Annotated in this window: 20 protein-coding genes and 1 pseudogene; 15 read left to right on the forward strand and 6 right to left on the reverse strand. The window is 58.3% G+C overall.

Going from position 1 to position 23862, the window contains the following annotated elements:
* Window positions 1-542: 542 nt before the first annotated feature.
* Both MUU54_RS19615 and MUU54_RS19620 read right to left on the reverse strand, forming a co-directional pair.
* On the reverse strand, window positions 543-4292 hold the full coding sequence (locus MUU54_RS19615) for a TonB-dependent receptor (RefSeq protein ID WP_247245699.1): 3750 nt from the start codon (window positions 4290-4292) through the stop codon (window positions 543-545).
* Window positions 4289-7666 carry a CLIPPER-2 domain-containing protein gene (locus MUU54_RS19620; RefSeq protein ID WP_247245700.1) on the reverse strand — a complete coding sequence of 1126 codons (3378 nt, stop codon included), beginning with the start codon at window positions 7664-7666 and terminating at the stop codon, window positions 4289-4291. The genes MUU54_RS19615 and MUU54_RS19620 overlap by 4 nt, the downstream gene beginning before the upstream one ends.
* Before the next feature lie 1060 nt (window positions 7667-8726).
* On the opposite strand from MUU54_RS19620, the gene MUU54_RS19625 reads away from it, so the two are divergent.
* From MUU54_RS19625 to MUU54_RS19650, 6 genes are all read left to right on the forward strand, one after another.
* The gene (locus MUU54_RS19625) at window positions 8727-9101 is read left to right on the forward strand and encodes a DUF305 domain-containing protein (protein ID WP_312038850.1); all 375 of its coding nucleotides are present in this window, start codon (window positions 8727-8729) and stop codon (window positions 9099-9101) included.
* Between the two features lie 665 nt (window positions 9102-9766).
* Window positions 9767-10393, forward strand: a complete 627-nt coding sequence (locus tag MUU54_RS19630; RefSeq protein ID WP_247245701.1) for a PRC-barrel domain-containing protein — start codon at window positions 9767-9769, stop codon at window positions 10391-10393.
* 222 nt (window positions 10394-10615) lie between these two features.
* Window positions 10616-10819 carry a cold-shock protein gene (locus tag MUU54_RS19635; RefSeq protein ID WP_247245702.1) on the forward strand — a complete coding sequence of 68 codons (204 nt, stop codon included), beginning with the start codon at window positions 10616-10618 and terminating at the stop codon, window positions 10817-10819.
* Window positions 10820-11044: 225 nt separating this feature from the next.
* Entirely contained in the window at window positions 11045-12028 is a 984-nt protein-coding gene (locus MUU54_RS19640) for a magnesium transporter CorA family protein (RefSeq protein WP_247245703.1), read from the forward strand.
* 249 nt (window positions 12029-12277) lie between these two features.
* Window positions 12278-13531 carry a mechanosensitive ion channel family protein gene (locus MUU54_RS19645; RefSeq protein WP_247245704.1) on the forward strand — a complete coding sequence of 418 codons (1254 nt, stop codon included), beginning with the start codon at window positions 12278-12280 and terminating at the stop codon, window positions 13529-13531.
* Window positions 13532-13868: 337 nt separating this feature from the next.
* Window positions 13869-14855, forward strand: a complete 987-nt coding sequence (locus tag MUU54_RS19650; RefSeq protein WP_247245718.1) for a L,D-transpeptidase family protein — start codon at window positions 13869-13871, stop codon at window positions 14853-14855.
* Between the two features lie 148 nt (window positions 14856-15003).
* Here MUU54_RS19650 and MUU54_RS19655 read toward each other — a convergent pair.
* Window positions 15004-15119 (reverse strand): annotated as a pseudogene (locus MUU54_RS19655) (transposase domain-containing protein); the annotation flags it as partial.
* A gap of 49 nt (window positions 15120-15168) precedes the next feature.
* On the opposite strand from MUU54_RS19655, the gene MUU54_RS19660 reads away from it, so the two are divergent.
* The 4 genes from MUU54_RS19660 to MUU54_RS19675 all read left to right on the forward strand — a co-directional run bounded on the left by MUU54_RS19660 (window position 15169) and on the right by MUU54_RS19675 (window position 17155).
* Entirely contained in the window at window positions 15169-15690 is a 522-nt protein-coding gene (locus tag MUU54_RS19660) for an SOS response-associated peptidase (RefSeq protein ID WP_354532483.1), read from the forward strand.
* 26 nt (window positions 15691-15716) lie between these two features.
* Complete coding sequence (locus MUU54_RS24655) at window positions 15717-16019, forward strand: I78 family peptidase inhibitor (protein WP_281433407.1); 303 nt, start codon at window positions 15717-15719, stop codon at window positions 16017-16019.
* 115 nt (window positions 16020-16134) lie between these two features.
* Window positions 16135-16716, forward strand: a complete 582-nt coding sequence (locus MUU54_RS19670) for a substrate binding domain-containing protein (RefSeq protein WP_281433408.1) — start codon at window positions 16135-16137, stop codon at window positions 16714-16716.
* Between the two features lie 19 nt (window positions 16717-16735).
* On the forward strand, window positions 16736-17155 hold the full coding sequence (locus MUU54_RS19675) for a glutathione binding-like protein (protein ID WP_247245707.1): 420 nt from the start codon (window positions 16736-16738) through the stop codon (window positions 17153-17155).
* Window positions 17156-17349: 194 nt separating this feature from the next.
* Here MUU54_RS19675 and MUU54_RS19680 read toward each other — a convergent pair whose 3' ends face one another.
* Window positions 17350-17529 (reverse strand): hypothetical protein, encoded by a 180-nt coding sequence (locus MUU54_RS19680; RefSeq protein WP_247245708.1) that lies wholly within the window; start codon window positions 17527-17529, stop codon window positions 17350-17352.
* A gap of 491 nt (window positions 17530-18020) precedes the next feature.
* Here MUU54_RS19680 and MUU54_RS24855 point away from each other — a divergent pair, with 491 nt between their 5' ends.
* The gene (locus MUU54_RS24855; RefSeq protein ID WP_312038851.1) at window positions 18021-18341 is read left to right on the forward strand and encodes a hypothetical protein; all 321 of its coding nucleotides are present in this window, start codon (window positions 18021-18023) and stop codon (window positions 18339-18341) included.
* Between the two features lie 115 nt (window positions 18342-18456).
* On the opposite strand, the gene MUU54_RS19690 is transcribed toward MUU54_RS24855, so the two are convergent.
* Window positions 18457-18957, reverse strand: a complete 501-nt coding sequence (locus MUU54_RS19690) for a MarR family winged helix-turn-helix transcriptional regulator (RefSeq protein ID WP_247245709.1) — start codon at window positions 18955-18957, stop codon at window positions 18457-18459.
* A 91-nt stretch (window positions 18958-19048) separates the two neighbouring features.
* Here MUU54_RS19690 and MUU54_RS19695 point away from each other — a divergent pair, with 91 nt between their 5' ends.
* The 3 genes from MUU54_RS19695 to MUU54_RS19705 all read left to right on the forward strand — a co-directional run bounded on the left by MUU54_RS19695 (window position 19049) and on the right by MUU54_RS19705 (window position 21873).
* Window positions 19049-19492 carry a hypothetical protein gene (locus tag MUU54_RS19695; protein ID WP_247245710.1) on the forward strand — a complete coding sequence of 148 codons (444 nt, stop codon included), beginning with the start codon at window positions 19049-19051 and terminating at the stop codon, window positions 19490-19492.
* Window positions 19493-20136: 644 nt separating this feature from the next.
* On the forward strand, window positions 20137-20775 hold the full coding sequence (locus MUU54_RS19700) for a LysR family transcriptional regulator (RefSeq protein WP_247245711.1): 639 nt from the start codon (window positions 20137-20139) through the stop codon (window positions 20773-20775).
* A gap of 318 nt (window positions 20776-21093) precedes the next feature.
* The gene (locus MUU54_RS19705) at window positions 21094-21873 is read left to right on the forward strand and encodes a helix-turn-helix domain-containing protein (protein WP_247245712.1); all 780 of its coding nucleotides are present in this window, start codon (window positions 21094-21096) and stop codon (window positions 21871-21873) included.
* Here MUU54_RS19705 and MUU54_RS19710 read toward each other — a convergent pair.
* Window positions 21868-22622, reverse strand: a protein-coding gene (locus MUU54_RS19710) for an IS5 family transposase (RefSeq protein WP_376742219.1) whose coding sequence is annotated in 2 segments (ribosomal slippage) — window positions 21868-22286 and window positions 22286-22622 — 756 coding nt in all. Because the reading frame shifts where the segments join, the coding sequence is not laid out codon by codon here. The two genes, MUU54_RS19705 and MUU54_RS19710, sit on opposite strands and share 6 nt — an antisense overlap.
* An 859-nt stretch (window positions 22623-23481) precedes the next feature.
* Between MUU54_RS19710 and MUU54_RS19715 the strand changes: the two genes are divergently transcribed.
* Window positions 23482-23862 (forward strand): CLIPPER-2 domain-containing protein (locus MUU54_RS19715; protein WP_247245714.1); only part of this gene is annotated, 381 nt, incomplete at its 3' end.

Consider the following 23862-nt stretch of genomic DNA (forward strand, 5'->3'; position numbering starts at 1 on the left):
GCTACTACTAGCCAATGCCCCGTCGACAAAAATTCCTGAGCACCTGGTGTCCGGCTACTGTGTGCCACCCCACCTCGGAACGTAAACTTTCGCGGCCCGACGTCATGAGGCACAGGGTCTAGTAGGGTAGCGTCCGTGAACGGTTTGTTCGTTTGAAACATTCATCCGGCCTATCGTACGCGCACCGTTGCAGGAGACCATAGCGGTCGCGGCGAGGCAGAACCATTACTAAAAATCGTTATCTAAAAACACTTTGTTACCGATATGACGAGCGCTCGCCTCAGTATTGTAACAGATCGGGATCGTGTCGCGCCAGAAGTCGCGCTTGGCAGGATGCGCACAGTTGTAGCATCTCTATTTGGCATAGCTGCTCGCCAACGAACTCTTCATCGCACCTGACCCAGCGATGGGAGTCAATCTTGCGAAGCTCGTGCTCCCGGCCACAACCGTCACATTTCCATGTATGGTCATCTTGCATCGTTGTAACGCCGTGCGAATCCTTTGGTAAGCCTGCTCTCCGCGACCGCGGAGAGCTATGACCGTTAGAACTTCCCGACCGCGTTGAGGAAGATACCCTCGTCGTCAAGCGTCAGGTCGCGCAGATCGTCGGAAAAGTTGCCGAAATTGTAGCCGACGCCAACCTTGAAGTTGTTACCGACGTGGCGATAAACGGCGACCAAGGCGCCCAAGTCGGTCGTTTCCGCCTCCGGCATGTGCATGACGCGTCCCTCAAGAAGAACGTCCCAATTGTTGACGACATGCAGGTCTGCCCGCAGAATTCCAAGATGCGCAGATGACGACTGCCAGTCGTCCTCGAAGTCACTCCCGGCTCCGCCTTCTGTGCGGTAACGGACCTCGCCGAAGCGATAGCCATATTTGCCACCTACGGACAACCAGGGGAACAGGTCGTAGATGAGGTCCGCCGACAGAATTTGGCTACGCTGGGCGGGAGCGAGTACGTCTCCGGTCGACCCGCTGACGAGTTGGTTGTTGCCGGGCATGTCATACAGCCAGGTGTATTTGAATAGGATATTCAGCCGGTCGTTATCGATCGGTCGATAGGCATAACCGAGCGATGCCTCAACATAGTCGGTGTCCTGGAACGAGGTGACGGTCGAAACGGCATCCGAAACGACAGCATCGATGTTGGCGAGAAGACGCCAGTCCTCGCTTGTCTTCCAGGAGACACCCGCCGCCATCAGGTAGGTGTTCTGGTCGCGGGTACCGTCGTCGGAATCCTCGATGCGGACTTCTCCACGCAGGCGTGCGGCAATCCCGGCTTCCTCATCTTTGTAGCCGATCGACAGTGATGGTGCGTAGCGATCGAAGTCAGACCGCTGGATCCCGGCTCTGTCGATTGTTTCGTCACGGACGCGCCCGGCCTCAAAGCCACCATCTATCGTCCAGATGTCGTCTGGCGTGTAGACGATGCCATAGGTCTGGGTGAGCGAGTTGCGCTGACCGAACATGTCATAGCTGCTCTCGGCATAGGCAGACGCGACATCGTCCATCTTTCTTTTGGCGCCAGCGACGATCGCACCCTTGTCTGTTCCGACCAAATCATAGGTCCGATCGAGATCGAAGGCGCGATCGGGATCTAGCTTGTAGCCAATATAATAGTGATCATCGGCATTCGGGTCATAGGTCAGCGCGGCAAGCCCACCGACTCCATGGGTACCATAGGAGATCTCGGCGTTGGCGCCGATCTTGTCGGTCAACTGCATTTCCGTCCCGACGCCGACGCGATCGTTGCGGCTGATGTCACCCGACCGGTCGACTGTGCCCTGCCCGAAGGCATATAAGAGAAGGTCCTCATCCCAGCGATAGTCGACCCTTACGCCGGCATCCAGGCGCGAGCCGTCATAGCCGCTTTTCCCAGCGGCGATCGCGAGCGGCGACATCAACTCGGTATAGGTGACGCCGAAGGAGATCTTCCAGTACTGGTCCCACTGATAGCTAAGGCTTGAGGAACCTTCCCGCTTGATCTGCCCCGCATCATCGTGGAAGTCGTCATAGGTCAGCTTCGCTTCGACCTTGTCCGTCAAATCCACGTCCGCATGGGCACCCCAGATCCGCTTGTCGACATAAAGCTGATCGTAGAGCGTGGAGAAGCCCGCCTCCTTGTTCTCGTAATAGCCGCCGACAATGCCCTTCATGCCGCCGTCGCTCAGATCGGCAAGATCGAACTGGCCCTTGACACGCCAGGCAGACGCCGATTGGCCTGGACTTCCGGCAATAGCCGTATCGCTGTTGGTCAGACCGCCATCGGTCGACCGCGACATGCCGAATCCAGGCCCTTTGGAATGGGCCACTTCGGCTTCGACGAAGGTGGTTTCGGAGTGCCGGATCTTGACGTCGGCGCCGAGCGCCTGCTGATCGGCAAGGCCGGTACTCTCTTCCATGCCGGTCACGCCGACACGCACCTTGTCGTTCACCCAATGCTGGGCACGGCCGCCATAGGCGTAACCGTCCACGTCGCTGGCGACCGGCGTGTACTCGTACTGGGCGTTGAGATAGACCTTGTTGCCGCCAAGCGCTCCGTCCCGAACGGGACCGGACGTGCCCGCCGTCGAGGAGAGCGGCCGCCTGAGGATCAGCACGCCCTGGATATAGTCGAAGCTATAATCCTCGCCGTATTGCAGAACACGACGCTCGATCACACGACCGGTGATCTCGTCGCGGATTTCCACCGTCACGGTCTCCGACCCCTCGACGATATCCTGCCGCTTCATGAAGTAGGCTGAGCCGCCGGTGGCGAGGAACTCCTCGCGATGAGGCAACGTATCGGGTTGAGCGGCATAGACAGTGACCTCTGTCTGCCTTTCGCCGAAGGAAGTGCTGGCTTCCGACCGGTAGGCAGCATGAGCCCCGTAAAGCCCCCTCTCCTGCCGAAGGAACTCCGTCCCGGTGACGCTCGTCTTGTAATTGCCCCACATCACATGGCTGTCGCCACGCTCGAGGCGGATGTAGAACTTCCCCTTGGTCGGAGCATCCTCTACAAATGTCGAGTCGTCGCCATAGACCGGATAATAGTCATCGGGATCGAGCCGCCGCAGGAGCTGACGTGGATCTTTTTCGTCCAGGTTACGGAACAGGTCCTCCAGGTCGTCTTCCCCAGAATCGGCGGCTGCCGTCAGGAGATATTCTCCCTTGATCTTTCCTTTGAGGTAGAAGGCAAGCCGGCCCTTCGAATAGACCTCGTCATACTCACCGGGGCGGACGGTTTCGATATTATCGTCGCCTGTCTTTTTGCCGATGGTCAGATCGGCAAGGCCGACATAGAACCAGTCATCGTCTGGGATGTTGATCTGCCGGTTGAAGTTCAGACCCCCCGATTTCGAGACGCCGTTCAACCCGATGTCAACATCGTGGTCGCCGGGCGGTAGGATACGCTGGACGACGAAGCCCTGATTTTTGTCAACCGGTATTGTTTCGCCCATGGCCTCGACCTCGAAGCCCGGCGGGACATGGTTGCCATAGATGGTGACCGCACCACCACGTATTGGAATATTGCGAATGGCAGTGCGGTCTTCACCCATACCGGGTGCGAACGCTTCGGGCTTCTTCTCCGGCTTCAGTTCCCTTTCGCTACGGGCAAGCGTCAGCGGCTCGGTTTCATCAAAGCGCCCCTGCGCGTCATACACGCGGAGCACATAGCTGAACTCATGCATTTCCTCCGAAGAGGACATTGGCCACGCCGCCTCGCCGTTGATGGAGACCGGCAAAACCGCAACAGGGTTCCTCGTGGCCTTGGTGCCATCCATCTCATAGATCCGGATTTCGGAGCGCTCGATGAAGCCAGGATAATTGGATGTGGCGAGGAACCGGACCGGCTCCCCGGCGCGGTAGGTACGGCGCATCGGCGTGGTAGACACGTTCAGCATCGGATTGGCCTGAAGGCCATCATATTTGATGTTGATGTCGACCCGGTGCAAAGCCAGGTCGGTCTGGCGTTGCTGGTCGACCGGCTTTACCGCCTTACCTCCCGACTCCTGCGCAACGGCGGGCCTCGCTCCCTTCACCGCAGGTGTTTCGCTCTTGTCGACAGTCTCGCCGTCCACGCTGATTGCGAAAGGAATCTCACCCACATCGCTCATGCTCTCCCGTTCGGTGTTTGCTCCAATCGGAAGTTCTCGAACCGCGGCGGCGCCAAGCTTCTTGCCATTTAACTGTTCCTGCGCCACAGCCGCCGTGGTCACCAGGGTTATTCCGGCGAGTGCGGTGCTGGCAAGGAGAGTAGTGAAGCGAGGCGCGGAAGTGGCGGATTTTGCAGGAAACCTGATCGTGCTCATTGTCCCACCTCCACGCGCGTCTCAATGTCCAGTTCGTAGCGCGCCCCGTCGCGCCTCCATCGCTCGGCAATCAGTTTTTGAAGATCCTTCACACGCTCCTTTGCGAGTTGCCGATCTGCCACGGCGTCGATGTAGCTGAGCCGTAGAACGGATCGCTCCGATCGCAACGTTTCGATCAATCGATCGACACCGGCAGCCCAACGCTCCCTTAGTTCGATGCTGCCCGGCTTGAAGGCCTCGTCCTTGATGTCGAGACGCACGACACGACCGATCGATGCTCCGAAGTTGAGCTTGGTCATCTTGCCGGCGGTGAGACGAACCACGCGCGGGTTCTCGGTGGTCACCCGATAGCCGGTGGGCAGCGTGCGGGTGTCGAGCTTCATGATGAAGTTGGAGCCGATGCGCTGATCCGGAAGATCGGCGCAAGCGACATGGAATCGCCCATGCTTGTCGGTTGTGATGAGCCAGCCCTTGACGGTGGCAATGCGGACACCGGGCAATCCGGGCTCGCCTTCGTCTTGATAGCCATTGCCATTGGTATCGTCGAACACCTTGCCGATGATCTCGCCGCAGTCGAAGATTGGCTCGGCGAGGATTTCGATGACGGCCGAGGCTTCCGGCGCCACTGGTGAGCCGCTCGGGTCGGTCGCATTCGCCCGGTTGGTGTGACGGCCCGGTCCTGCAGTACTCAAAGCAAGCGTCTGAAGGCGGATTTCCACTTCGGCATTCGGACCGAGCGAAATATTTTCAAACCGCACCCGCAGCCCATTGACCACTGGCGTCACTTCGACGCCGTCGACCGTGGCAGAACCTTCCACGTATCGGAAGCCGGACGGCATTGTATCCGTGACCGTAATATTTCCGACATTGCGGTCGGTGTTGTTGGTCACGCGGATGACGTAAGGCGCTCGCTCGCCCCGCCGGATGTAACGGAGCTGCGCCTGCTTGATGATCGTTATGTCCGACGGCATGGCCGCCGGCGGTGTAATCGTGCTGGTCGACGTGTTGGAAGGAACGCTGCCCCCGCCTGACTGCCCCTGAGCGCTGGCTAAGTTCTGAATGCTGTCGTTGAGGCCGGCGGAATTGTCGATGTCACTTTGCGACAGAGTGTAGGTTGCGGTGAAGACTTGTGCTTCGCCAGGCGCGAGCGTGACGGGTGCCGGTTGGAAGCTTGACAGAATGCCTCCTGCCGGCTGACCGTTGAAGGTCGGGCCAGGATCGTTCGGGGTTACACCTGTCACCACGGCACCACCCGTATTGGAAATGGTGATCGTATAGGTAAGCGTGTCCCCGACGCTGGAATAACTGTCGCCATTCGCATCGTTGAAAGTGCCCGTCTTCTCTGTCCGAAGACTCGGCGGATTCGGCGGCACGATGACGGTGTCGGGCGGACTATCGATCGGCGGACCGGATGGCGGAGTGCCGGTACCGGTCGCGGTGTTGGTGACCGAACCTGCATCTATGTCGGCTTGCGTCGGGGTGTAGGCCGCGGTGAAGGTGAAGGTGGCGCCTGGCGCCAGTGTCTGCGGTCCCTGGTCAAGCGAAACACCCGCATTGGCAAGAAGCGGGTCGTTGACCGTCACGCCGGTCAGCGTCACCGCCCCGGTGTTCTCCACCAGGAACGAGTAGGAGATCGTTTCACCCAGGTCGATGAGGTTGTTGCCGTTGAGGTCGTTTAGCGTGCCGGTCTTCTGGATGGTCATGTCCGGCGTGGTTGCCGGCGGCACGATGACGGTGTCGGGCGGACTATCGATCGGCGGACCGGATGGTGGGGTGCCGGTACCGGTCGCGGTGTTGGTGACCGAACCTGCATCTATGTCGGCTTGCGTCGGCGTGTAGGTCGCGGTGAAGGTGAAGGTGGCAGCTGGCGCCAGTGTCTGCGGGCCCTGGTCAAGCGCAACACCTGCATTGGCAAGAAGTGGGTCGTTGACCGTCACGCCGGTCAGCGTCACCGCCCCGGTGTTCTCCACCAGGAACGAGTAGGAGATCGTTTCACCCAGGTCGATGAGGTTGTTGCCGTTGAGGTCGTTGAGCGTGCCCGTTTTCTGGATGGTCATGTCCGGCGTGGTTGCCGGCGGCACGATGACGGTATCCGGCGGACTATCGATGGGCGGACCGGATGGCGGGGTGCCGGTACCGGTCGCGGTGTTGGTGACCGAACCTGCATCTATGTCGGCCTGTGTCGGCGTGTAGGTCGCGGTGAAGATATAACTTCCACCGGGCGCCAGCGTTTGCGGGCCTTGATCGACAGCCACTAGGGCGTCATCGACGCTGACATTAGTCAGTGTCACGCTACCAGTGTTGATGACCAGGAATTCATAGGAGATCGTTTCACCGAGGTCGATGAGGTCATTGCCATTGAGGTCGTTGAGCGTGCCCGTTTTCTGGATGGTCATGTCCGGCGTGGTCGCTGGCGGCACGACGACGGTATCCGGCGGACTATCGATCGGCGGACCGGATGGCGGGGTGCCGGTACCGGTCGCGGTGTTGGTGACCGAACCTGCATCTATGTCGGCTTGCGTCGGCGTGTAGGCCGCGGTGAAGGTGAAGGCGGTACCTGGCGCCAGTGTCTGCGGGCCCTGGTCGAGCGCAACACCTGCATTGGCAAGAAGTGGGTCGTTGACCGTCACGCCGGTCAGCGTCACCGCCCCGGTGTTCTCCACCAGGAACGAGTAGGAGATTGTCTCGCCGAGATCGATGAGATCATTGCCGTTGAGGTCGTTCAGCGTGCCGGTCTTTTCGATTGTCATGCCAGGTGTGGTGGCTGGCGGCACGATGACGGTGTCTGGCGGACTATCGATCGGCGGACCGGATGGCGGGGTGCCGGTACCGGTCGCGGTGTTGGTGACCGATCCTGCATCTATGTCGGCCTGCGTCGGCGTATAGGTCGCGGTGAAGGTGAAGGTGGCACCTGGCGCCAGTGTCTGCGGGCCCTGGTCGAGCGCAACACCCGCATTCGCAAGCAGCGGGTCGTTGACCGTGACATCGGTCAGCGGAGCAGTCCCAGTGTTTTCCACCAAGAACGAGTAGGAGATCGTTTCACCCAGGTCGATGAGGTCATTGCCGTTGAGGTCGCTGAGCGTGCCGGTTTTCTCGATGGAAAGGCCCGTGCATAAACCCGACGATGTGACCTGTCCAAGAAAGCCAATGGCTCCGGGTGCTGACTTAACGTGAACAATGACTGTGTTCAGGCCAATCTGCCAATCAGAATCCAGCGAGGCGCTAAACTGTCCGCCAGATGTGAATCCAGGATGATAATAGGGATCACCTGTGTAAGGAGAGCGAATGTTTTGGCCTTGGCCGTTTACCCATGTTTCCCATACCGTGTTGTCGGTATAGATATCCAGGTTCAGCCTAAATGTGCTTGGATCCACCTCAGGTGCAAGGTTAAACTGGTATCGAAAAAAGGCATCTAAGTTTGTGGCTTGTCCGCCAGTTGCATTATGGGAGATCCAATTTGCATTTCCGAACGGCGAGACTATCCAAAGTGGTGTAGGGTTGGCGACAACAGACGCGTCGGCATAACTCAGCCCGCCTGGGGGAGTACCTATGACGTTCGTCGCGGTCGTTGCGACATCCCACCTTGGGTCCAGACCTGAAGTAAGCGGGGGGCCGCTATCGCCATTGTAAGCGGTATTGAAGATCGCACCGTTGGTTGTACAAGCAATTGTCGGAACGGCTTGAGCATGGGCTTCGGAGTGCGCGTCCATAAAAGCGCAACCTGCAAGGAACACGAATCCGACTAGAGCATGACGCCGCCGGAAGCGGAACTGCGCCTTCAAGTCTTCCAAGGTGCAATCATAAGACGGAGCCGAAGCGGCGTTATCGCCCATAGATCTGACTGGAGCTGCTCCTTCCTGCGGAATAGGAGCAGGCGTGATTAGTGACCACCGGGAAGAAATGGTTCTTCTGGAAATACGACGCGCAGTATCGCGCAGCGAAATCGGCTTTCGCATGCGAAGTCCCCTCAACAGTCTTCGGCCAATCTGTCGCAGCTGAGGTTCAAATCACTCACGCGGCGCAGCAGGCACGAACCCAACCGCCCGCATGAGACGCACAGCACGAAAAACCTGTCTTTCAGAATGCTCTGCTGTTTTTCAGGAAACTCGGGTTAGGTGCGATTTGGTGGGATACTGTCGGTCTTCGGCATAGGTTCCGTATCTTGTGTTGCACACCTGCAACGCCGAGGAGGCCCACTTGCCAGCGGTCCGAGCGAGCATCCGGTGTCTGTGGAAGGCGCTCGCAAACAAGCTCCGATCTGAGAAAAGGCGTGGCGGGCAATCCTAGCAGGAAGTGGTTACGGCCGCTTCGGCGCGATGATCGCTGTGTCTACCTTGGTGATGTTCGGACTGATGTACCTGAACACCTACGCGTTTGAGCACGTCTTCTACAGCCATACCCGAATCTGGATGGACCCTCGTCATGGGAGCAGCGATGGCCTTCATCATGCTCCTGTTCATGCTGGGTATGTACAAGAACAAGATAGCGAACGGCGCTATAGTCGTTGCGAGCGTCGTCCTCTTTGCGGGTAGTCTCTGGCTCGCTCGTAGCCAGCAAACAGTGGGCGACGTTAGCTACATGAAGGCAATGATCCCACACCATTCGATCGCGCTCATGACGAGTGAGCGGGCACACATCAAAAATCCGCTCGTTCGCAAACTGGCTGATCAGACTATCGAGGCGCAGGTTGGGGAGATAGCGGAAATGAAGACCCTGATCTTCGATCTGGAGCGAAATCCGCCTGCTCCTGACGCCCACGACCTCCGGGCGCCCGTGGGGCACCCGGCGCCGACTGATGCGACACATTAGACCGGCGGCGGGTGATCCTATGGGCAGGAGGTAACGCCACCGATCAAACCTCCAGCTCCTGCCTTTCTCCCGCAGGTTGAAGCTCGAAGTATCGCAAGTTAAGGCGACCATTTGGTGCGGATAAACTTGCCCGCGTCTTACCACAGCGGACGCCACGCACACTCCTCAAGGGGTTGGCTCCTGATACGGCTGAAATAGTGCTTGATAACCGGTCTTGGCGCACAGACGATGTGACGCCACTGCCCAAGACGATCTCCGCTTCAGGCAGAAGCGACGACGGTCTCTATTTCCGATGTCGAGGCGCAAAGCTGCCGTAGCGATACGCGCCTTCGCCTTGAACCGATCCGACCGGTGACCCTGTGATTGCGAGAGCTATCGGTCTGAAATAACTCATAAGCGAATATCCGACTTGCTCGCACTGAGTGACCGGTATGGAGCCGCTTCCTGACCATGCGGATCGGCCAGAGGCCGCCGGATGAGCTAGGATGCTGGAGCCGCATAAGGAGGGCACATGAAAATCGCCAAGATCGAGATCTTCAAGTTCGAGTTGCCAGTGAAGGGAGGACCTTTCCGGGGAGGTTAACGTCAGCCAGACGCAGCCGCAGGTTCAGGTCGAGCAGGGCCAGCCTCAGGTCCGCGTCAGCGAGAGCCAGCCGCAGGTTCGAATGCAGGAAGACCAGGAGCAGGCCAACGTGCAGGTGCAGCGATCGGGTGAACCGGTAGTGCGGATGCAGCAGTCCGAGCAGGAACCGAATATCCGCTACACAGCCGAAGAGGCACAAGTGCGGGTGAATCGCGCCGAAGGTGAACCGGAGATCCGTTTCGAACAGAATAAGCAGCAGGCCGAGAACCGGAACAAGCAGGCTGAGAACCGTCAGGCACAGAACGAGTCCGAGGAGGTGGATCGCCAGAATACAGCAGCGATTCCTCAGGGCGGGTCGCGTGACGACGCCAACACAGCCGTTGCTGCCGGTTCATCCAGTGAAGTCTCACTGACTGTCGCCGACATCAGGGACTATGACATCGTTGGTGCCGACGGCAATGACCTTGGCGACATTGAGGAGGTCGTCAACGTCAACAACCGGCTCTATGCAGTGGTAACATCTGGCGGGTTCTTGGGCCTCGGCGAAAATCGCGCTGCTGTCCCGCTGTCAGCCCTTCACGTAACCGATCAGGAAACGCTTCAGGCACCAAACGTCACCGAGCGCAAGATTGATGGTATGGCAAACTTCGACAGCGATCGCTACGAGGCGCTCCCCGATGAGCATCCGATCACCCTCGGAGCACGTTAAGCATACGCTAGCCGCATCTGCGAAAGGCGGCTTCCATGCCGCCTTTCCTCGGCTCCAGGCTCTAGAACGTTTTGACGCTGCTGCTCCCGTAGGAGCAGAGGTCTGAGGAAGCAGACTGCCTCGACCATTGCTTTGCGCACTGCGGCTTGCCAATTGTCAGACTCGTGGTCTCATGCGATGACCGCTATGCGAGGATCGTCAAAAGCAACCAGCGAGGATGGCATGGCAACTGGTACTGTAAAGTTTTTCGCTCAGGATAAGGGCTTCGGCTTCATCACGCCGGACAATGGCGGCCCCGATGTATTCGTCCATATATCGGCAGTTGCATACGGGGACTCGCTTCAGGACGGCCAGAAGGTCAGCTATGATGTCGGTCAAGACCGTAAGACCGGCAAGTCCAAGGCAGAGAACGTTACCGTTCTCTAGCAGCTGGGTTGTCTCTGAAGACGCGCTGGAGCTGATTTCAGAACTACTGGCTCCTGCCGGCCTCTTCGTTGCACGCGCGGCCGCTTGCTTTCCAATTGCCGCACTGCCTGATCATCGGGCCCAGCCTTAGTTTGCACAGGATCATAGGCATCTGGCGTTCGTGGCGCACCGCAACCATCTGGGTCCTGCAGACTCTTCATTACCTACCAAAGCGGATTCACCTGTATGTTGATCGCCTACGAGTTCCTAGATGGTCGCCTCCACAAGATCAGCCAGCCGTCAGGTGCCGTAGGAAAACGTATCTGGCTGGATTTGCTTTCCCCAACTCCGGCGGAAGACCAGGAGGTGGAGAAGCTTCTTGGCATCAGCATCCCGACGCGCGAGGAAATGGATGAAATTGAATTGTCGGCGCGGCTCTATCAGGAGGATAGGGCTCGGTTCATGACGATCATCGCCCTTACGGCACTGGGTGATGACAAGCCCAACAAGACACCGATAACCTTCATCTTGAAGGACGAGGTCCTCGTTACCGTTAGATACGAGGACCCGACGCCATTCCAACTCTTCGTGAGCCGATCCCAAAAACCGACGGCAGCGTCCATCGGAGGAACGGGTGAACTCGTCATGCTCGGATTACTGGAGGCGCTGACTGACAGGCTGGCGGATGCGCTCGAGAGGGTCGGTGACGAGATTGAGACCTTCTCAAGCCAAGTCTTTAGAAACAAGTCCTCCAACGCCAAGAAGAACGCCCGCAACCTCGAAGGCCTCATTGAGCAGATTGGTCGGAAAAATGACTATCTCTCACTCGTGCAAGAAAGCTTGGTCAGTATATCGCGACTGGTGGCCTACCACGCGGCCGCCGAAGGAACGAACGGACGCGCAAGGAACGAGTCACGCCAGAGGGTGAAACTGATTCAGCGGGACGTGACCTCCCTAGGAGAACACTCGAAGTTTCTCGCGGGGAAAATCAACTTCCTGCTGGACGCGATTCTCGGCCTGATCAACCTTGAGCAGAACCAAATTATAAAGATATTCTCTGTTGCGGCCGTCGTTTTCCTGCCGCCGACACTGGTCGCGTCAATCTATGGGATGAACTTTGAACATATGCCTGAGCTGGGTTGGCGATTTGGCTACCCGTGGGCGATTGGGCTGATGATCTTTTCAGCAATCATGCCGTTTCTCTACTTCAAGCGCCGCGGCTGGCTGTAGGCTGGTGATTGCACCGTTCAGGATACTGGCGTACCTGGGACGCGTTTGGAAAGGGCTGGAACGATAGTTGGCGTTACCGCATTTGGGGAGATGCCTAGACGTTCACCGAGGATCATCTTCAACAAAGCCAACAGAGCTTTTGGCTTGGCTCTCCTGTGCTCCCATTTGAGCATGACTACCCTGAGCGCACAAGAACCTCCTCCTGCGAGCGGCAACGGTGGATCGGATCGGCCTGCAGGCAGCAGCACCGTGCCAATCGATGCGGCCGTACCAGATCAAGCTCTTGCGAACCGCCTTTCCGCCATCCTGACCGCAACTGGCTGGTATGAAACCGTACAGGTAAATGTGGAGCAAGGAGTCGTGTCGATAGACGGCGTTAGCGACACTGCTGAACACAGAAGCTGGGCGACGGAGGTCGCCGAGAAGATGCAGGGGAGCATCGCGGTCGTCAACCGGCTCGAGCTCAGCGCCGATTTTGCGACAACGTTTGATCGAGCCGCAATTGAAATCGAGCGGCTTTCACGTCGGGTGGGCCAGACGCTGCCGCTTGTAGTTCTGGCAATCGCCATACTCGCGGCCACGTGGGGCGCAGCTGCAATGGTCGCTGCAGCGGCTAGACGGCTGTTGGAGCGGCGCATACCATCTCCGCTACTGCGCAGCGTCGTCGTGCGAGCGATTTCGATACCTGTTCTCCTTCTTGGCATCTACTTCGTGCTCCAGGTGGCGGGGCTGACGCGGCTGGCGGTGACGGTACTTGGGGGCACCGGCCTCGCGGGCATCATTGTTGGTTTCGCGTTCCGCGACATCGCCGAGAACTTTCTGGCAAGTCTGCTGCTCAGCGTTCGCAACCCGTTCAGCATGGGAGACCTCATCGAGGTGGCGGGGGAGACCGGCATTGTCCAGAACCTCAACACCCGCAGCACGGTCCTCCTCACGCTGGATGGCAATCATGTGCAGATTCCCAACGCCACAGTTTTCAAGAGCACGATCAGAAACTATTCCAGCACGCCGACCAGGCGCGCCCAATACACCGTGGGCATCGGCTATGATTCTTCGGTAGCCCAGGCCCAGTCACTGATTTCTGAGATACTGAAACAACACCCGGCTGTGCTGGATCAGCCGGAGCCATTGGTGCTGGTGGACGAGCTCGGAGCGGCGGCGGTCAACTTGCGCGTCAGCTATTGGTTCAATAGCCGCACCTATTCCCCTGCAAAGACGAATTCGGCACTGCTGCGGTTGACGAAGAACGCTTTGCTGGATGCGGGGATTGAGCTGCCCGACCCAGCCCGCGAGGTGGTCTTCCCTAAGGGTGTCCCCGTTGTCCACATGGCGGAAGCGCCGCAGCCCCCTCAGATTCAAAATCTGCCAGACGAGAGCGCTGCGGTGAACGAAACCTCGGACGCCACTGCTGGGGAGGGCGAACTGATAAACGAGACCGACCAAGTCCGAGGACATTCACAAGGTGAGGTGCTCGAGGCGTCAGAAAACCTCCTAAAATCTTGAGATCTACTAGATGCCCGTCATACCAGGCTCAGGCGCACAGGTCGCCACCACAGTTCCTGGACCAGCAGATGCTGAAAGCAACCCAAGCGACTTGACGATGATTGATGGGCAAACGGGGCTTCATGCGCCCGCGTCCTTCCCGAGCATCGCTGTCGTCAACGTGAATAGCAACTTTCAACCAAAGGATATCGGCGCAGCTATGACTGGTCATCCTGCGACCACAGCTGGCGGGGCGACAAGCTTGCCCGACACTTACGGCACACGACACTGCTCACCTCAGCAGGGCGAAGCCTTGCCTGCTGATGCGACGGGAACAAGTTGCCTCTGAGGCCATTTGCTGTTCATGAAGAACATTATCCTGACAGCGGCTTCCCTTGCCGCGACCCTACTAGCCGGTGGCGCCCATGCGGCCGAGATCCAGTCGGACGCCGTTACAGGTGCCTCGCTCTCATCAATCCCTCAAACGCGTCCCGATGAGACGGCGGTAGAACCGGACCCGGCCATTGTTCATCTCCAGATCCTTCTCGATCGTGCCGGCGCGTCGCCCGGCGTCATAGATGGGTTCTACGGCGAGAATGTCAGCAAGGCGGTCTTCGGGTTCGAGACACTGCAGGGCCTTGATGCCGACGGCGATCTGGATGCCGAGGTCCTGAACCGGCTGAAGAGCGATGTCCCTGTCTTGCGCGACTACAAGATCACGCCGGAGGACGGCCAAGGTCTGGCCGACAGCATTCCCGAGGACTATGCCAAAATGGTCGAGATGGGAAAACTTGGCTACACAAGCACAGCCGAACGCCTGGCGGAGCGGTTCCACATGGACGAAGACCTTCTGAGCGCTCTCAATCCAGGTTCCGATTTTGCTGTTGGCGAGACCGTGTCGGTCGCTGATCCGGGCGATCCGGTGGAAGGCAAGGTGGCCCGCATCGAGGTTGGCCGGAAGGCCGCGCAGGTTCGCGCCTTTTCCGGGGACGACACGCTACTCGCGGTCTATCCTGCCACGATCGGCAGCGAGGAGAATCCCGCCCCCTCCGGTACCCATGAGGTCAAAGGTGTCGCGCCGATGCCGACTTATACCTACAATCCGGACCTTAACTTCCAGCAGGATGACAACACCGAGGTGCTGGAAATCGCCGGCGGCCCCAACAATCCCGTCGGCTCCGTCTGGATCGATCTGTCGGAGCCGACCTATGGTATCCACGGCACGCCGGAGCCGGCGCTGATCGACAAGGTGGGCTCACATGGCTGCGTACGCCTGACCAACTGGGATGCAGAAGAACTGGGAGCCATGGTTGATCCCGGCGTCACCGTCGAGTTCATCAACTAAAGGTCTGTGATGCGGCTGCAGGCGGTCTCGCGTCCAAGACTGCGACTGCCACCAGTGATGCCTCACCGCAAGCGGGGATTACCATGCTGCTGATCATCCTTGGCCTGAGCTTGCTTATCCTCGTTCAGGCCGATTCGTGGGTAAGCGGTTAGCTGATGGCGTCAGGCGTGAAGTTCCATGGCATCAGCGCTTCGAGCTCGGAGACGGGCCACCTTCTGCGATGCGTTTCAAGGTTTGGTAGAGCCAGTCCAATGGGTCGACGCCGACACAGAGCGTCCATTTCGCCCATAAGGATAAGGCCGGCGAGCTAGAAATCGACTACGGTCGATGGTGGCTCGTGCCGTTCTTTGCCAAGGAGCTTCCGAAGGCGGCAATGTTCAATGCCAGGATCGAAACCGTCGACACGTCAGGAGCATTCCGGGAGTCGTTCAAGTCCAAGCGCTGCCTGATCCCGGCCGACGGCTACTTTGAATGGACGACCAGCGCCGAGGACGGCAAGAAGGACCCATGGCTGTTGCAGCTTCCGGAGGGCAAGCCGTTCTCCTTTGCCGGTCTGTGGGTGCACAACGACAAGCTAGGCATCACCAGCTGCACGATCATCACCGGGCCGGCTGTTGAACATATTGCTCACATCCACACGAGAATGCCCATCATGCTGGATCCGGCCGCCTATGAGGCTTGGCTGGATCCGTCCGTTCAGGGGGCGGACGCTAAGGCGTTTCTGATCGAGAATGAGATCGATAGTCAGCTTGAATTTCACCGGGTCGGCCGGGAGGTGAATTCGTCTCGGTATGACGGGACCGACACGAAAAAGCCTATTCTCAACTCCCTATAGGCGACCATTCCTGAAGGAGACTTTCGATGTTCAAAGGAAGCAAGCTCATTTCCATCCTTCTTGCTGGATGCGGTTCAGTCATCCTGGCCTCGTGCAGCGCCGAAACTGTCTCGACAGCGCCGGCCATTGGACCATGCAACGCTGAGGCCGCCCAAAGCCTGGTAGGCAAGGCAAAGCCGACGGACGCGGAGGCGATGCAACTGACGAACTCGAGGACCGTTCGTCAGATCGAGCCGGGACAGCCGGTGACGCAAGACTTCAGAGAAGATCGGGTGACGATCGAGACGGATCCAGTGTCCGGCCGGGTTGTATCGGCCAGGTGCGGCTAAGGCTGCCGAACGCTCTCATGCCGGTCGTATTAATTCTCGATTCACCAAACACGCGCCTGCCCCCATGATCTTCGGGAGGTTTTGCCCTACTTCCCGGCTGCCAACGGAGCGACCCATGGGACGATTGGGGCGGAAGCGCATCATGCCGATCATCGGCGATCTGCTTCACGAGAATCCTGGGCTGAAGATCGACCTCGATCTCAATGATTCGATAGTCGATATCGTTGCCTCAGGGGTCGATCTTGCTATCAGAATCGCGCCGCTGAAAGATTCTGGGCTGATCGCACGGCGGCTCGTGGACAATCCCAAGCTGATCTATGCCGCGCCATCTTATCTCGAAAGAAATGGAACACCCGAGACCATCGACGATCTCGAACATCATGAATGCCTGACGTTCACGAACTTCACCCATTGGCAGTTCCTTTTGAACGGGAAAGAGCGCTCGATTCGTGTGGGCAGCCGATTCTCTTCGAGCGGTGTCGATGGTTTTCTGTCGGCCTGCGTATCGGGCTTGGGGCTTGCCCAACTTTCGGCTTGGGACGTTAAGGAGGAGCTTGCCAACGGCAGTCTTGTACCAGTCCACATCCACGGTGTCTCACCACGCGATCTGGCGATTTGGGCCGTATTCCCGTCGCGGCGACAGGTCCTGCCCAAGCTTCGGGTATTTCTCGACAGATTTCAGAGAAGTCTAGTCTGAGCCGCAGTGAAGCCATCCAATGGCTCATGATGCAGATGAGCACTGTCGGACCAATGACGGGCCAACTCATTACTTCGCGCGTTTTGCGCCGCCCGGTGACGACTATGCGCTTGCGCGATACGAATCGCAGGTTCACCGCTTCCTGGATGTACTTGAGCGTCGGGTTCAGCTTAGCGAGTGGATTGGTGGGCCAAACTACAGCATTGTCGACATCGCCAATTTTCCATGGATCCGCCCGATGAAGCTTTTTCTAGGGGATCAGATCGAAGCTGATTATCCGCATCTGACGACATGGGTGTCGCGTATCGCAGGAAGGTCGGCAGTTGCACGTGCGGACGAAGCGAAGGCAAAATTGGCAAGAGTTCTTACTCCACCAGACAAATCCGACCCCGACAAAGTTGATCTAATGCTCGGCCGTGGGGCGTATGGCCGCCCTTAGGCCGAGAAGCGGACGACAATGGCGCCGATTGGTACGGCAGCACTGGCTTGGGCTTCATCGCGTCTTCACACCTCAAGGGGCCGCCAAACCCTCGCTACACCAGTCGATTTCTTTCACGCCTCGCAATGGTCGGGGCGTTGAGCGCCCGGGAAGCCATCTGAGAACCGAGGTGCCCAAAATAGCGTGGCGACGAACTATGCGCTTAGCTGCTCCCGCAGCATCTGGATCAGCACGGCTTCCTGACGCTGTGGCACCGGGCGGTAGTCGCGGGACCAGATCCCAAGGTTACAAAACAGCTCGATAATTGCGCCACCGAACTCGCCGCCAGCCGTTTCCCCGCGCAACGGCGTGGTGATGACTTGGGTCCTCGACATCCGCACGTATCGGCAGGAATAGCGGCGACGGATATCTTCCCTGCTGATCAGCAGCCGGGATAGGATCCTAGGATGGACATTTCCGCTGCCTCGGTATGGCTGCCGCAATGATGCCCTACCGTCAACCACCACGGATTGCCCTGAGCGAGTCCCAGACCAGCCCGTATCCAGACATCCTGTCTCCGCTCGCAGACCTGATCGGCGCCGCTGCTGCCTTAAGCCAGACCTGGATCGTCACCCACCCACAAAAGCCCGCAGCAGAGGTCGAGCAAGAAAGGTAAAATACGAGCGAAGCAATTGATCCATGGAAACAGTGCGACCTGGAGAGTTGGAATCGCCTCTCAGGCAAGATTGCCATGAATTGAGCCGTAGCTTTTGGATCGGGGGCGGAAGAGAGTGCTGCAGTGTCCACTACCCAACACATATCCCCTCCACCTCAACCTTACGGAACGGATGAGGGCTAGCCGTAGTGCTCTCGGATAGGCTGCGAGTTGGGCCTTGAACTCGGGGTTGCTGAACGCAACGCGGAAATGGGCGACCGACTGCCAGACTGCGTAATTGAGAAAGACGCCGCTACCAGCAATTCCCTTGTGAACCGCGTAGAGATAGAGCCTGGCTGGCGCTTCATAACTGCGGCGTCGTTCGCCCAGGATTCAAGGAACGTGTCGGCATCCTCTGGCGGAACCGTTAACGTGTTTATCAGGATCACCGCCCTGCCAGCCTCGTCAGCCATCTGTGCGGCAAATGTGACGGTAGGGTCCATCTCTACGAACTTGGGCATTACCAAGCTCCTTTTTCTAGACATCACATGACCGATGCCGAGACCTGCCAAGCAGATCGCTGTACGGCGCCAATAAACCAGATGGCCCGACGGCTTCTCCCGGAAAAGGTTCCAGGCCCCCCCGCAAGGCGCATCCAGAGAAGCCGTTATTCTTCCATCGGCACAACCTTTTGGCCCTGCTGTTCAGCATCATTCTCCGCCTCAAGTCTTTGTCGCAGTTCAACCATCAGCCGGTGGGCGGCTCTGAGGTCCGATTCTGGGAAACCCTCAGCCAAAGCATCCGCTTTCGGATAGTAGGCTTCAACAGCCGCCTCGTACGCCTTCTGTCCCTCCACCGTAAGGACGACAAGCTTCGCTCGCCGGTGGTGGGGATTTTGCTCAAAGCCCACCAGCCCTTCATTGTGCAGGTCGTTTACGATGCGCTGCACATTCTGCCGGTTCGCTCCTAGATCACGCGCTAACCACGATACAGGCTGTGGCCTTTCCGCCTGAGCAATAGCCCCAAGCACCTGCCATCTGGCGCTGGTCAAACCGAAAGGTGCAACCAGCCTGTCTCCCCAAACGAGGGTGAGGTTGTTTACCCGAAACAGCGTCAGGATTAGGTCGGTCAGGGCCTCGGCGCCCGCAGTTCCGCTCTTTGCCATCATGCCAGACGAGTGTCACATTGACACCTTGGTGTCAATGTTCTACTGATCGCCCCCAGATTGTCACCATGATGTCATTGTGGAAAGAGCCAACATGATCAAGATCCTTCATGCCAGCGCTGGCGCGGCCGCACTCGTCACAATCATCGTTTTTTGGATGTCCACGGTGCTTTCGGAGCTGTTCGCCTCGCAATCGATCGTCATTGCGGTCAAGACCGCCATTCCGTGGGGCCTCTTCCTCCTCATCCCGGCATTGGCAGCGGCAGGCGGATCGGGCTTTGCACTCGCGAAGGGGCGGCGAGCCGGCCTTGTCGGTGTCAAGGCCAAACGCATGCCCTTCATCGCGGCGAATGGTGTTCTGATCCTGATTCCCGCAGCGCTCTTCCTTTCATACAAGGCTGGCCAGTCGGAGTTCGATAGCGTCTTCTATGTTGTCCAAGGTCTAGAATTGCTCGCAGGCGCGGTGAACATCGCACTTCTTGCGTTGAATCTGCGTGATGGCCTGAAGATGAGGAGAGGTAGGCTCTCGACTGCCTGAGCGGCAGCTGTAATCATGGATCAAGCTGGTGTCATTTTGGCCAACGCCCGGGGATCTGAAAGAGCCCGCTTGTGCGAAGCACGACGTGGCCGCCGTGGCGGCGCGCCTGCTGCTCGATCCATCCTGGAGCGGCGTCGACAGCATACCCATGATAGGTCCGGAGGACATCTCCTTCGATGAGACGACGGCAATCATCTCGGACGTGATTGGAAAACCTGTGCAGTATCACCTCATGAGCATGGACGATCTGAAGGCGATGATGATCAAGCAAGGTGCCTCGGAAGGCATGGCACAAGCCATGGTCAATATGATGACCGCCAAGAACGAGGGGTGGATCATCTGGTGGAGAGAACGGCATCTGCGTCCTCTCCGATACGCCGACCACCTTCCGCCAGTGGTGCGAGGACATCCTCAAGCCCACCGTCTTGCCGAACCGTGCTTAACGCCAGTTCCCCGTCCTGCATTCGGGCCCTCCAAGCGACGTCCGTGCTGGCGAGGCTCGGCGCAGCGTCGCCGTGACCAACACCTGCAGTTGAACAGAACAGAGACGTGTACCCGCCGCCTTAGATCTCTTAAGCGACTCGGTTATAGAAAGGTTCGCTGCAGAGCCGCGGAGGCAGAGGAGACCACTGGTGCTTCGAGACATGAGCGACACTCTGGCGTTCGTTGAGGTTGTTCAGCGAGGAAGCTTCACCGCTGCGGCGAAGAGCCTGAGGACGTCCAAGGCGAGGGTCAGCAAGAAGGTCCAGGATCTCGAGCAGAGGCTGGGGGTCAAGCTCCTCCACCGAACCACGCGAAACATTCGATTGACGGAGGCGGGTTCCATCTATTTCGAACGGTGCCGCGATCTCGGCCGGCTTATCGGCGACGCCGAAAGTGCAGTCGAACAGGTGCATGGCAAGCCGTCCGGTTGGCTAAGAGTGACAGCGCCGCATTGGCTGGTCAGCAGGGCTATCGCTCCTCTTCTGGTTGGGTTTCGCGATGCCTATCCGGAGGTAAACCTCCAGTTGCTGCTTGATCACGACGTCAAAGACATCGTGCGCGAGGACATCGACGTGGCTTGCCGCCTCTGGAACGGCCCAATGCCTGATTCCAACCTCGCCGCTCGTCGGTCGGCTGATATTCCAACAGGCCTTTACGCCTCTAGGACATACCTTGAACAGCACGGCGTTTCAGAACATCCAGCGCAGTTGAGGGACCATGCCTGTCTCGTGACACAGTTGTTCTACGGCCGACCGCCCGCTCTTGAAAGAGGAGCTTATCTCCTTCAGGTTACCCGCTGATAGCCTTCCGGCGCCGAGGGACCTGGTCTAGCGAAAGGACGATGCTCAAGTGTAGTTCACAAGAAACTAGCCGCAATAGCCTTTCTCGCCCAGCGATCATCAGGTTGATTCTGGACCAGAGCAACACTACCCGAATCGTTCGTTGTGTTTATTGACTTGCAGTAAACAGGAATTGAATCATTGTATTGGGACAGCAGTATTATACCGTCACGGGGGCGTCGGTCCCCGGATTTGCTCAAGCAGATTCCGCAACACGCGGGGCCGCGACTTCTGACTGGGAAGGGTGGTGTGGTCCACTCGGTGCGCCATCCTGGTGCTATGAACTTCGAGTCGCCGGGTGACTTCTTCGCTATTTTGTTTGCACCTGTACCAAATGCTGAGCTCCGCCTCGCAAGCGACAAGTCAAATATTTTCGATGCTCCCACTGGCGCGTTGATCGTCATTCCTCGAAATGTAGATAGTAGCAGTCGATGGTCATCTCTGCGCATGAACCTCACAGTGGGATTTGAGCCGGGCCAACTTGACGTTTTGGCGGAGCAGGAGTTTGGTGCAGCCGAGCTCGATTTGCAGCCACCGGCTTTCGGTCATGTTGATCAGCGAGCACTTCAGATTGCGCAACTGGTCAAGCAGGAACTGTCCGGCGGACCAGCGAGCGAAATTTATGTCGACTCGCTGATGACCGCGCTTGGTATACATATCATCAGAAACTATTCGGGTGCCGGGAAAGCTACCACAGGCGCCAAGGCTCACGGTGGATTGTCGCCGAGAATTGCGCGACAGGTGGAGGAATACTTGAGAGAAAGACTTTCAAGCACGGTGTCCGTTGCCGAACTTGCTGCGCTTTGTGATCTTTCACCTGGAGCCTTCATCCGCGCATTCACCAAAACCTTCGGTGCCCCTCCGCACCGCTACCTCATAAATCTTCGTCTCTCCTTCTCCGCAGAATTGCTTGCGCAAACAGAGCTACCGATTTCGGAAATCGCCCATTCGAGTGGATTCTCAAGCCAGAGCCATCTTACATCGACCATGCGCAAGTATCGACACACCACACCAGCGCAGATCAGGGGTGGCCGTACTAGGGTTCAGACTCAATCATAGCCAGAACGCGAGGAGAGTAGCCAAGGCGACTGCGGAGAGGAAGTTTCTGGCGAGCTTGTCGTAACGCGTTGCGGCGCGTCGGAAGTCTTTCAGTCGGCAGAAGGCGTTCTCGATGAGGTGGCGGCTCTTGTAGCGTTCGGCGTCGTATCGGATTGGCCTTGTGCGATTTGAACGGCCAGGTATCACGGGGACGATTGCGGACTGGCGCAGTCGCTTTCGCAGACTGTTGGCGTCATATCCCTTGTCCGCGAGGAGATATCGCGCACCCTTCAGACCAGCCAGCAAGTGTGGCGCGACCGGGCTGTCTACCGCATTGCCACCGGTCAGCAAGAATGCGAAAGGGCGACCGATCACGTCGGTGAGGACGTGGATTTTGGTGGTTTGCCCGCCGCGCGAAGGTCCGATAGCCTGATTTTTCGCCCCCCTTTGCCGCCATGGGCCGAGCGGTGCGCCTTGACGTAGGTGCTGTCGATGGAGGTGCTTTTGGTGACCGCGCCAGACGTCGCGAGCGCCTCGACCAATTCAGTCCAGAACCGTTTGCGAGACCAAGGGTTGAAGCGGTTGTAGACCGTGGTCGAAGGGCCATAGTCGCGCGGACAATCGCACCACCGGCAGCCGACCTTGAGAACGTGGATGATGCCGGAGATCACCCGACGATCATCGACCCGGCGAGCCCCGCCCTTGTTCCCCGGCAACAGAGGCTCAATGACCGCCCATTGCTCATCCGACAGCCAAAACAAGCGACCCATCCAAGCCGCCAATCCGCTAACTGGAAACCTTCAATCTGATTTGCTGGGCCAAATCAACATGATCAATGGGTTTGGGCCCTAGTGGCCGATAGAGAGGTAGATTTCGCTGTGTTCCGTTAACCACAATGCCCCAGCTTCTACGGCTTGGGCGGCATTTTCCTGATATCCTGACATTTTCTGAAATACGCTTCCTCGAAATTATGCCCTTGTCGCTTGCGCTGGAGTTCTTTCGGCTTTGGGAGTCGCTTGTCCGTTATGATGCGGTGCACGGTTTCAGGCGTGATGTTCGGCGTGGCGAGCACAACTGCGGAAAGGCGGCTCCTCGCCGATATGTTTTTTTCGAGAGGCCGCTATGCACAAGCCATTTTCGTTGCGCAACGCTGCGTACCGCGTTGGAGATTCAGTTGCGCATGCAACGAAGCTAGTAGCTCATATTCATAATTGGAATGACTCCAGCAGCGGCGGATGCCGAGGTTCAGGTGTGGTTCGCCATTCCTGGGCGCGTATGTCAGCCGCAGGAATGTTGGTTTCGTTAGTCGTGCTTTTAGGGGCCGGTGCCGCTCAAGCACAGGAGTCGGGGACGCCGACCGCGACCGAGACTACGCCGCCGGATTTCGCGCCTGCACCAAATGAGCCGCTTTCCGGCGGTGGGGGAGCGCTTTGGTCGGGAGGCACGCTGCTGTTTCCAGGAGATCCCGACGCTTCGGCCGGCGATGGAGCCCAGCTATACAGAGGCGTTGCCGCGACCCTCCAAGCGCCCCGACCAGTGTGCGATAGCGGAACGGCTTCGGTCACGGTCTCGGCTCGAGTGACAAACGAGGGCCCCAACCCCGGATCGGGCTATAGTGGCCGGTTAGCCTTGTTCACCGGTGGCAGCGACACGATCCTGGTCGAAGATGCCACGGGTAACACGCCAATCGACTCGCCGCAGATCCTTTCAATCACTCAGGATGTTTCGGCCGCCGACTTGGCGGCAGGCGACGTCGTGGTGGGTCTGTGGCTCGAGACTTTTCATGCCGGGACAAAATCCTGGACTGCCGACCAATTTCAGGCCGACTACGAATACGACACTACCGGCTGCACGCCCGACCTCACCATTGAGAAGACGGGTACGCTGAACGATCTCGACGGTGATGGGCTTATCGATCTCGGCGAGACGATCAGCTATTCTTTCCTGGTGGAGAACACCGGAGCGGTGACGCTGACCGGCGTGACGGTCAACGATCCGCTGCTCACCGGC

Source organism: Pseudorhizobium tarimense (assembly GCF_022968135.1).
Classification (GTDB): domain Bacteria; phylum Pseudomonadota; class Alphaproteobacteria; order Rhizobiales; family Rhizobiaceae; genus Neorhizobium; species Neorhizobium tarimense.

Excerpts from the sequence above, each read along its gene's own strand:
- MUU54_RS19615 (WP_247245699.1), bottom strand. The coding sequence starts at position 4,292 with ATGAGCACGATCAGGTTTCCTGCAAAATCCGCCACTTCCGCGCCTCGC.
- MUU54_RS19625 (WP_312038850.1), top strand. The coding sequence starts at position 8,727 with ATGGCCTTCATCATGCTCCTGTTCATGCTGGGTATGTACAAGAACAAG.
- MUU54_RS19630 (WP_247245701.1), top strand. The coding sequence starts at position 9,767 with ATGCAGGAAGACCAGGAGCAGGCCAACGTGCAGGTGCAGCGATCGGGT.
- MUU54_RS19635 (WP_247245702.1), top strand. The coding sequence starts at position 10,616 with ATGGCAACTGGTACTGTAAAGTTTTTCGCTCAGGATAAGGGCTTCGGC.
- MUU54_RS19640 (WP_247245703.1), top strand. The coding sequence starts at position 11,045 with ATGTTGATCGCCTACGAGTTCCTAGATGGTCGCCTCCACAAGATCAGC.
- MUU54_RS24655 (WP_281433407.1), top strand. The coding sequence starts at position 15,717 with ATGTTCAAAGGAAGCAAGCTCATTTCCATCCTTCTTGCTGGATGCGGT.
- MUU54_RS19670 (WP_281433408.1), top strand. The coding sequence starts at position 16,135 with ATGGGACGATTGGGGCGGAAGCGCATCATGCCGATCATCGGCGATCTG.
- MUU54_RS19675 (WP_247245707.1), top strand. The coding sequence starts at position 16,736 with ATGGCTCATGATGCAGATGAGCACTGTCGGACCAATGACGGGCCAACT.
- MUU54_RS19680 (WP_247245708.1), bottom strand. The coding sequence starts at position 17,529 with ATGTCGAGGACCCAAGTCATCACCACGCCGTTGCGCGGGGAAACGGCT.
- MUU54_RS19690 (WP_247245709.1), bottom strand. The coding sequence starts at position 18,957 with ATGATGGCAAAGAGCGGAACTGCGGGCGCCGAGGCCCTGACCGACCTA.
- MUU54_RS19695 (WP_247245710.1), top strand. The coding sequence starts at position 19,049 with ATGATCAAGATCCTTCATGCCAGCGCTGGCGCGGCCGCACTCGTCACA.
- MUU54_RS19700 (WP_247245711.1), top strand. The coding sequence starts at position 20,137 with ATGAGCGACACTCTGGCGTTCGTTGAGGTTGTTCAGCGAGGAAGCTTC.
- MUU54_RS19705 (WP_247245712.1), top strand. The coding sequence starts at position 21,094 with ATGAACTTCGAGTCGCCGGGTGACTTCTTCGCTATTTTGTTTGCACCT.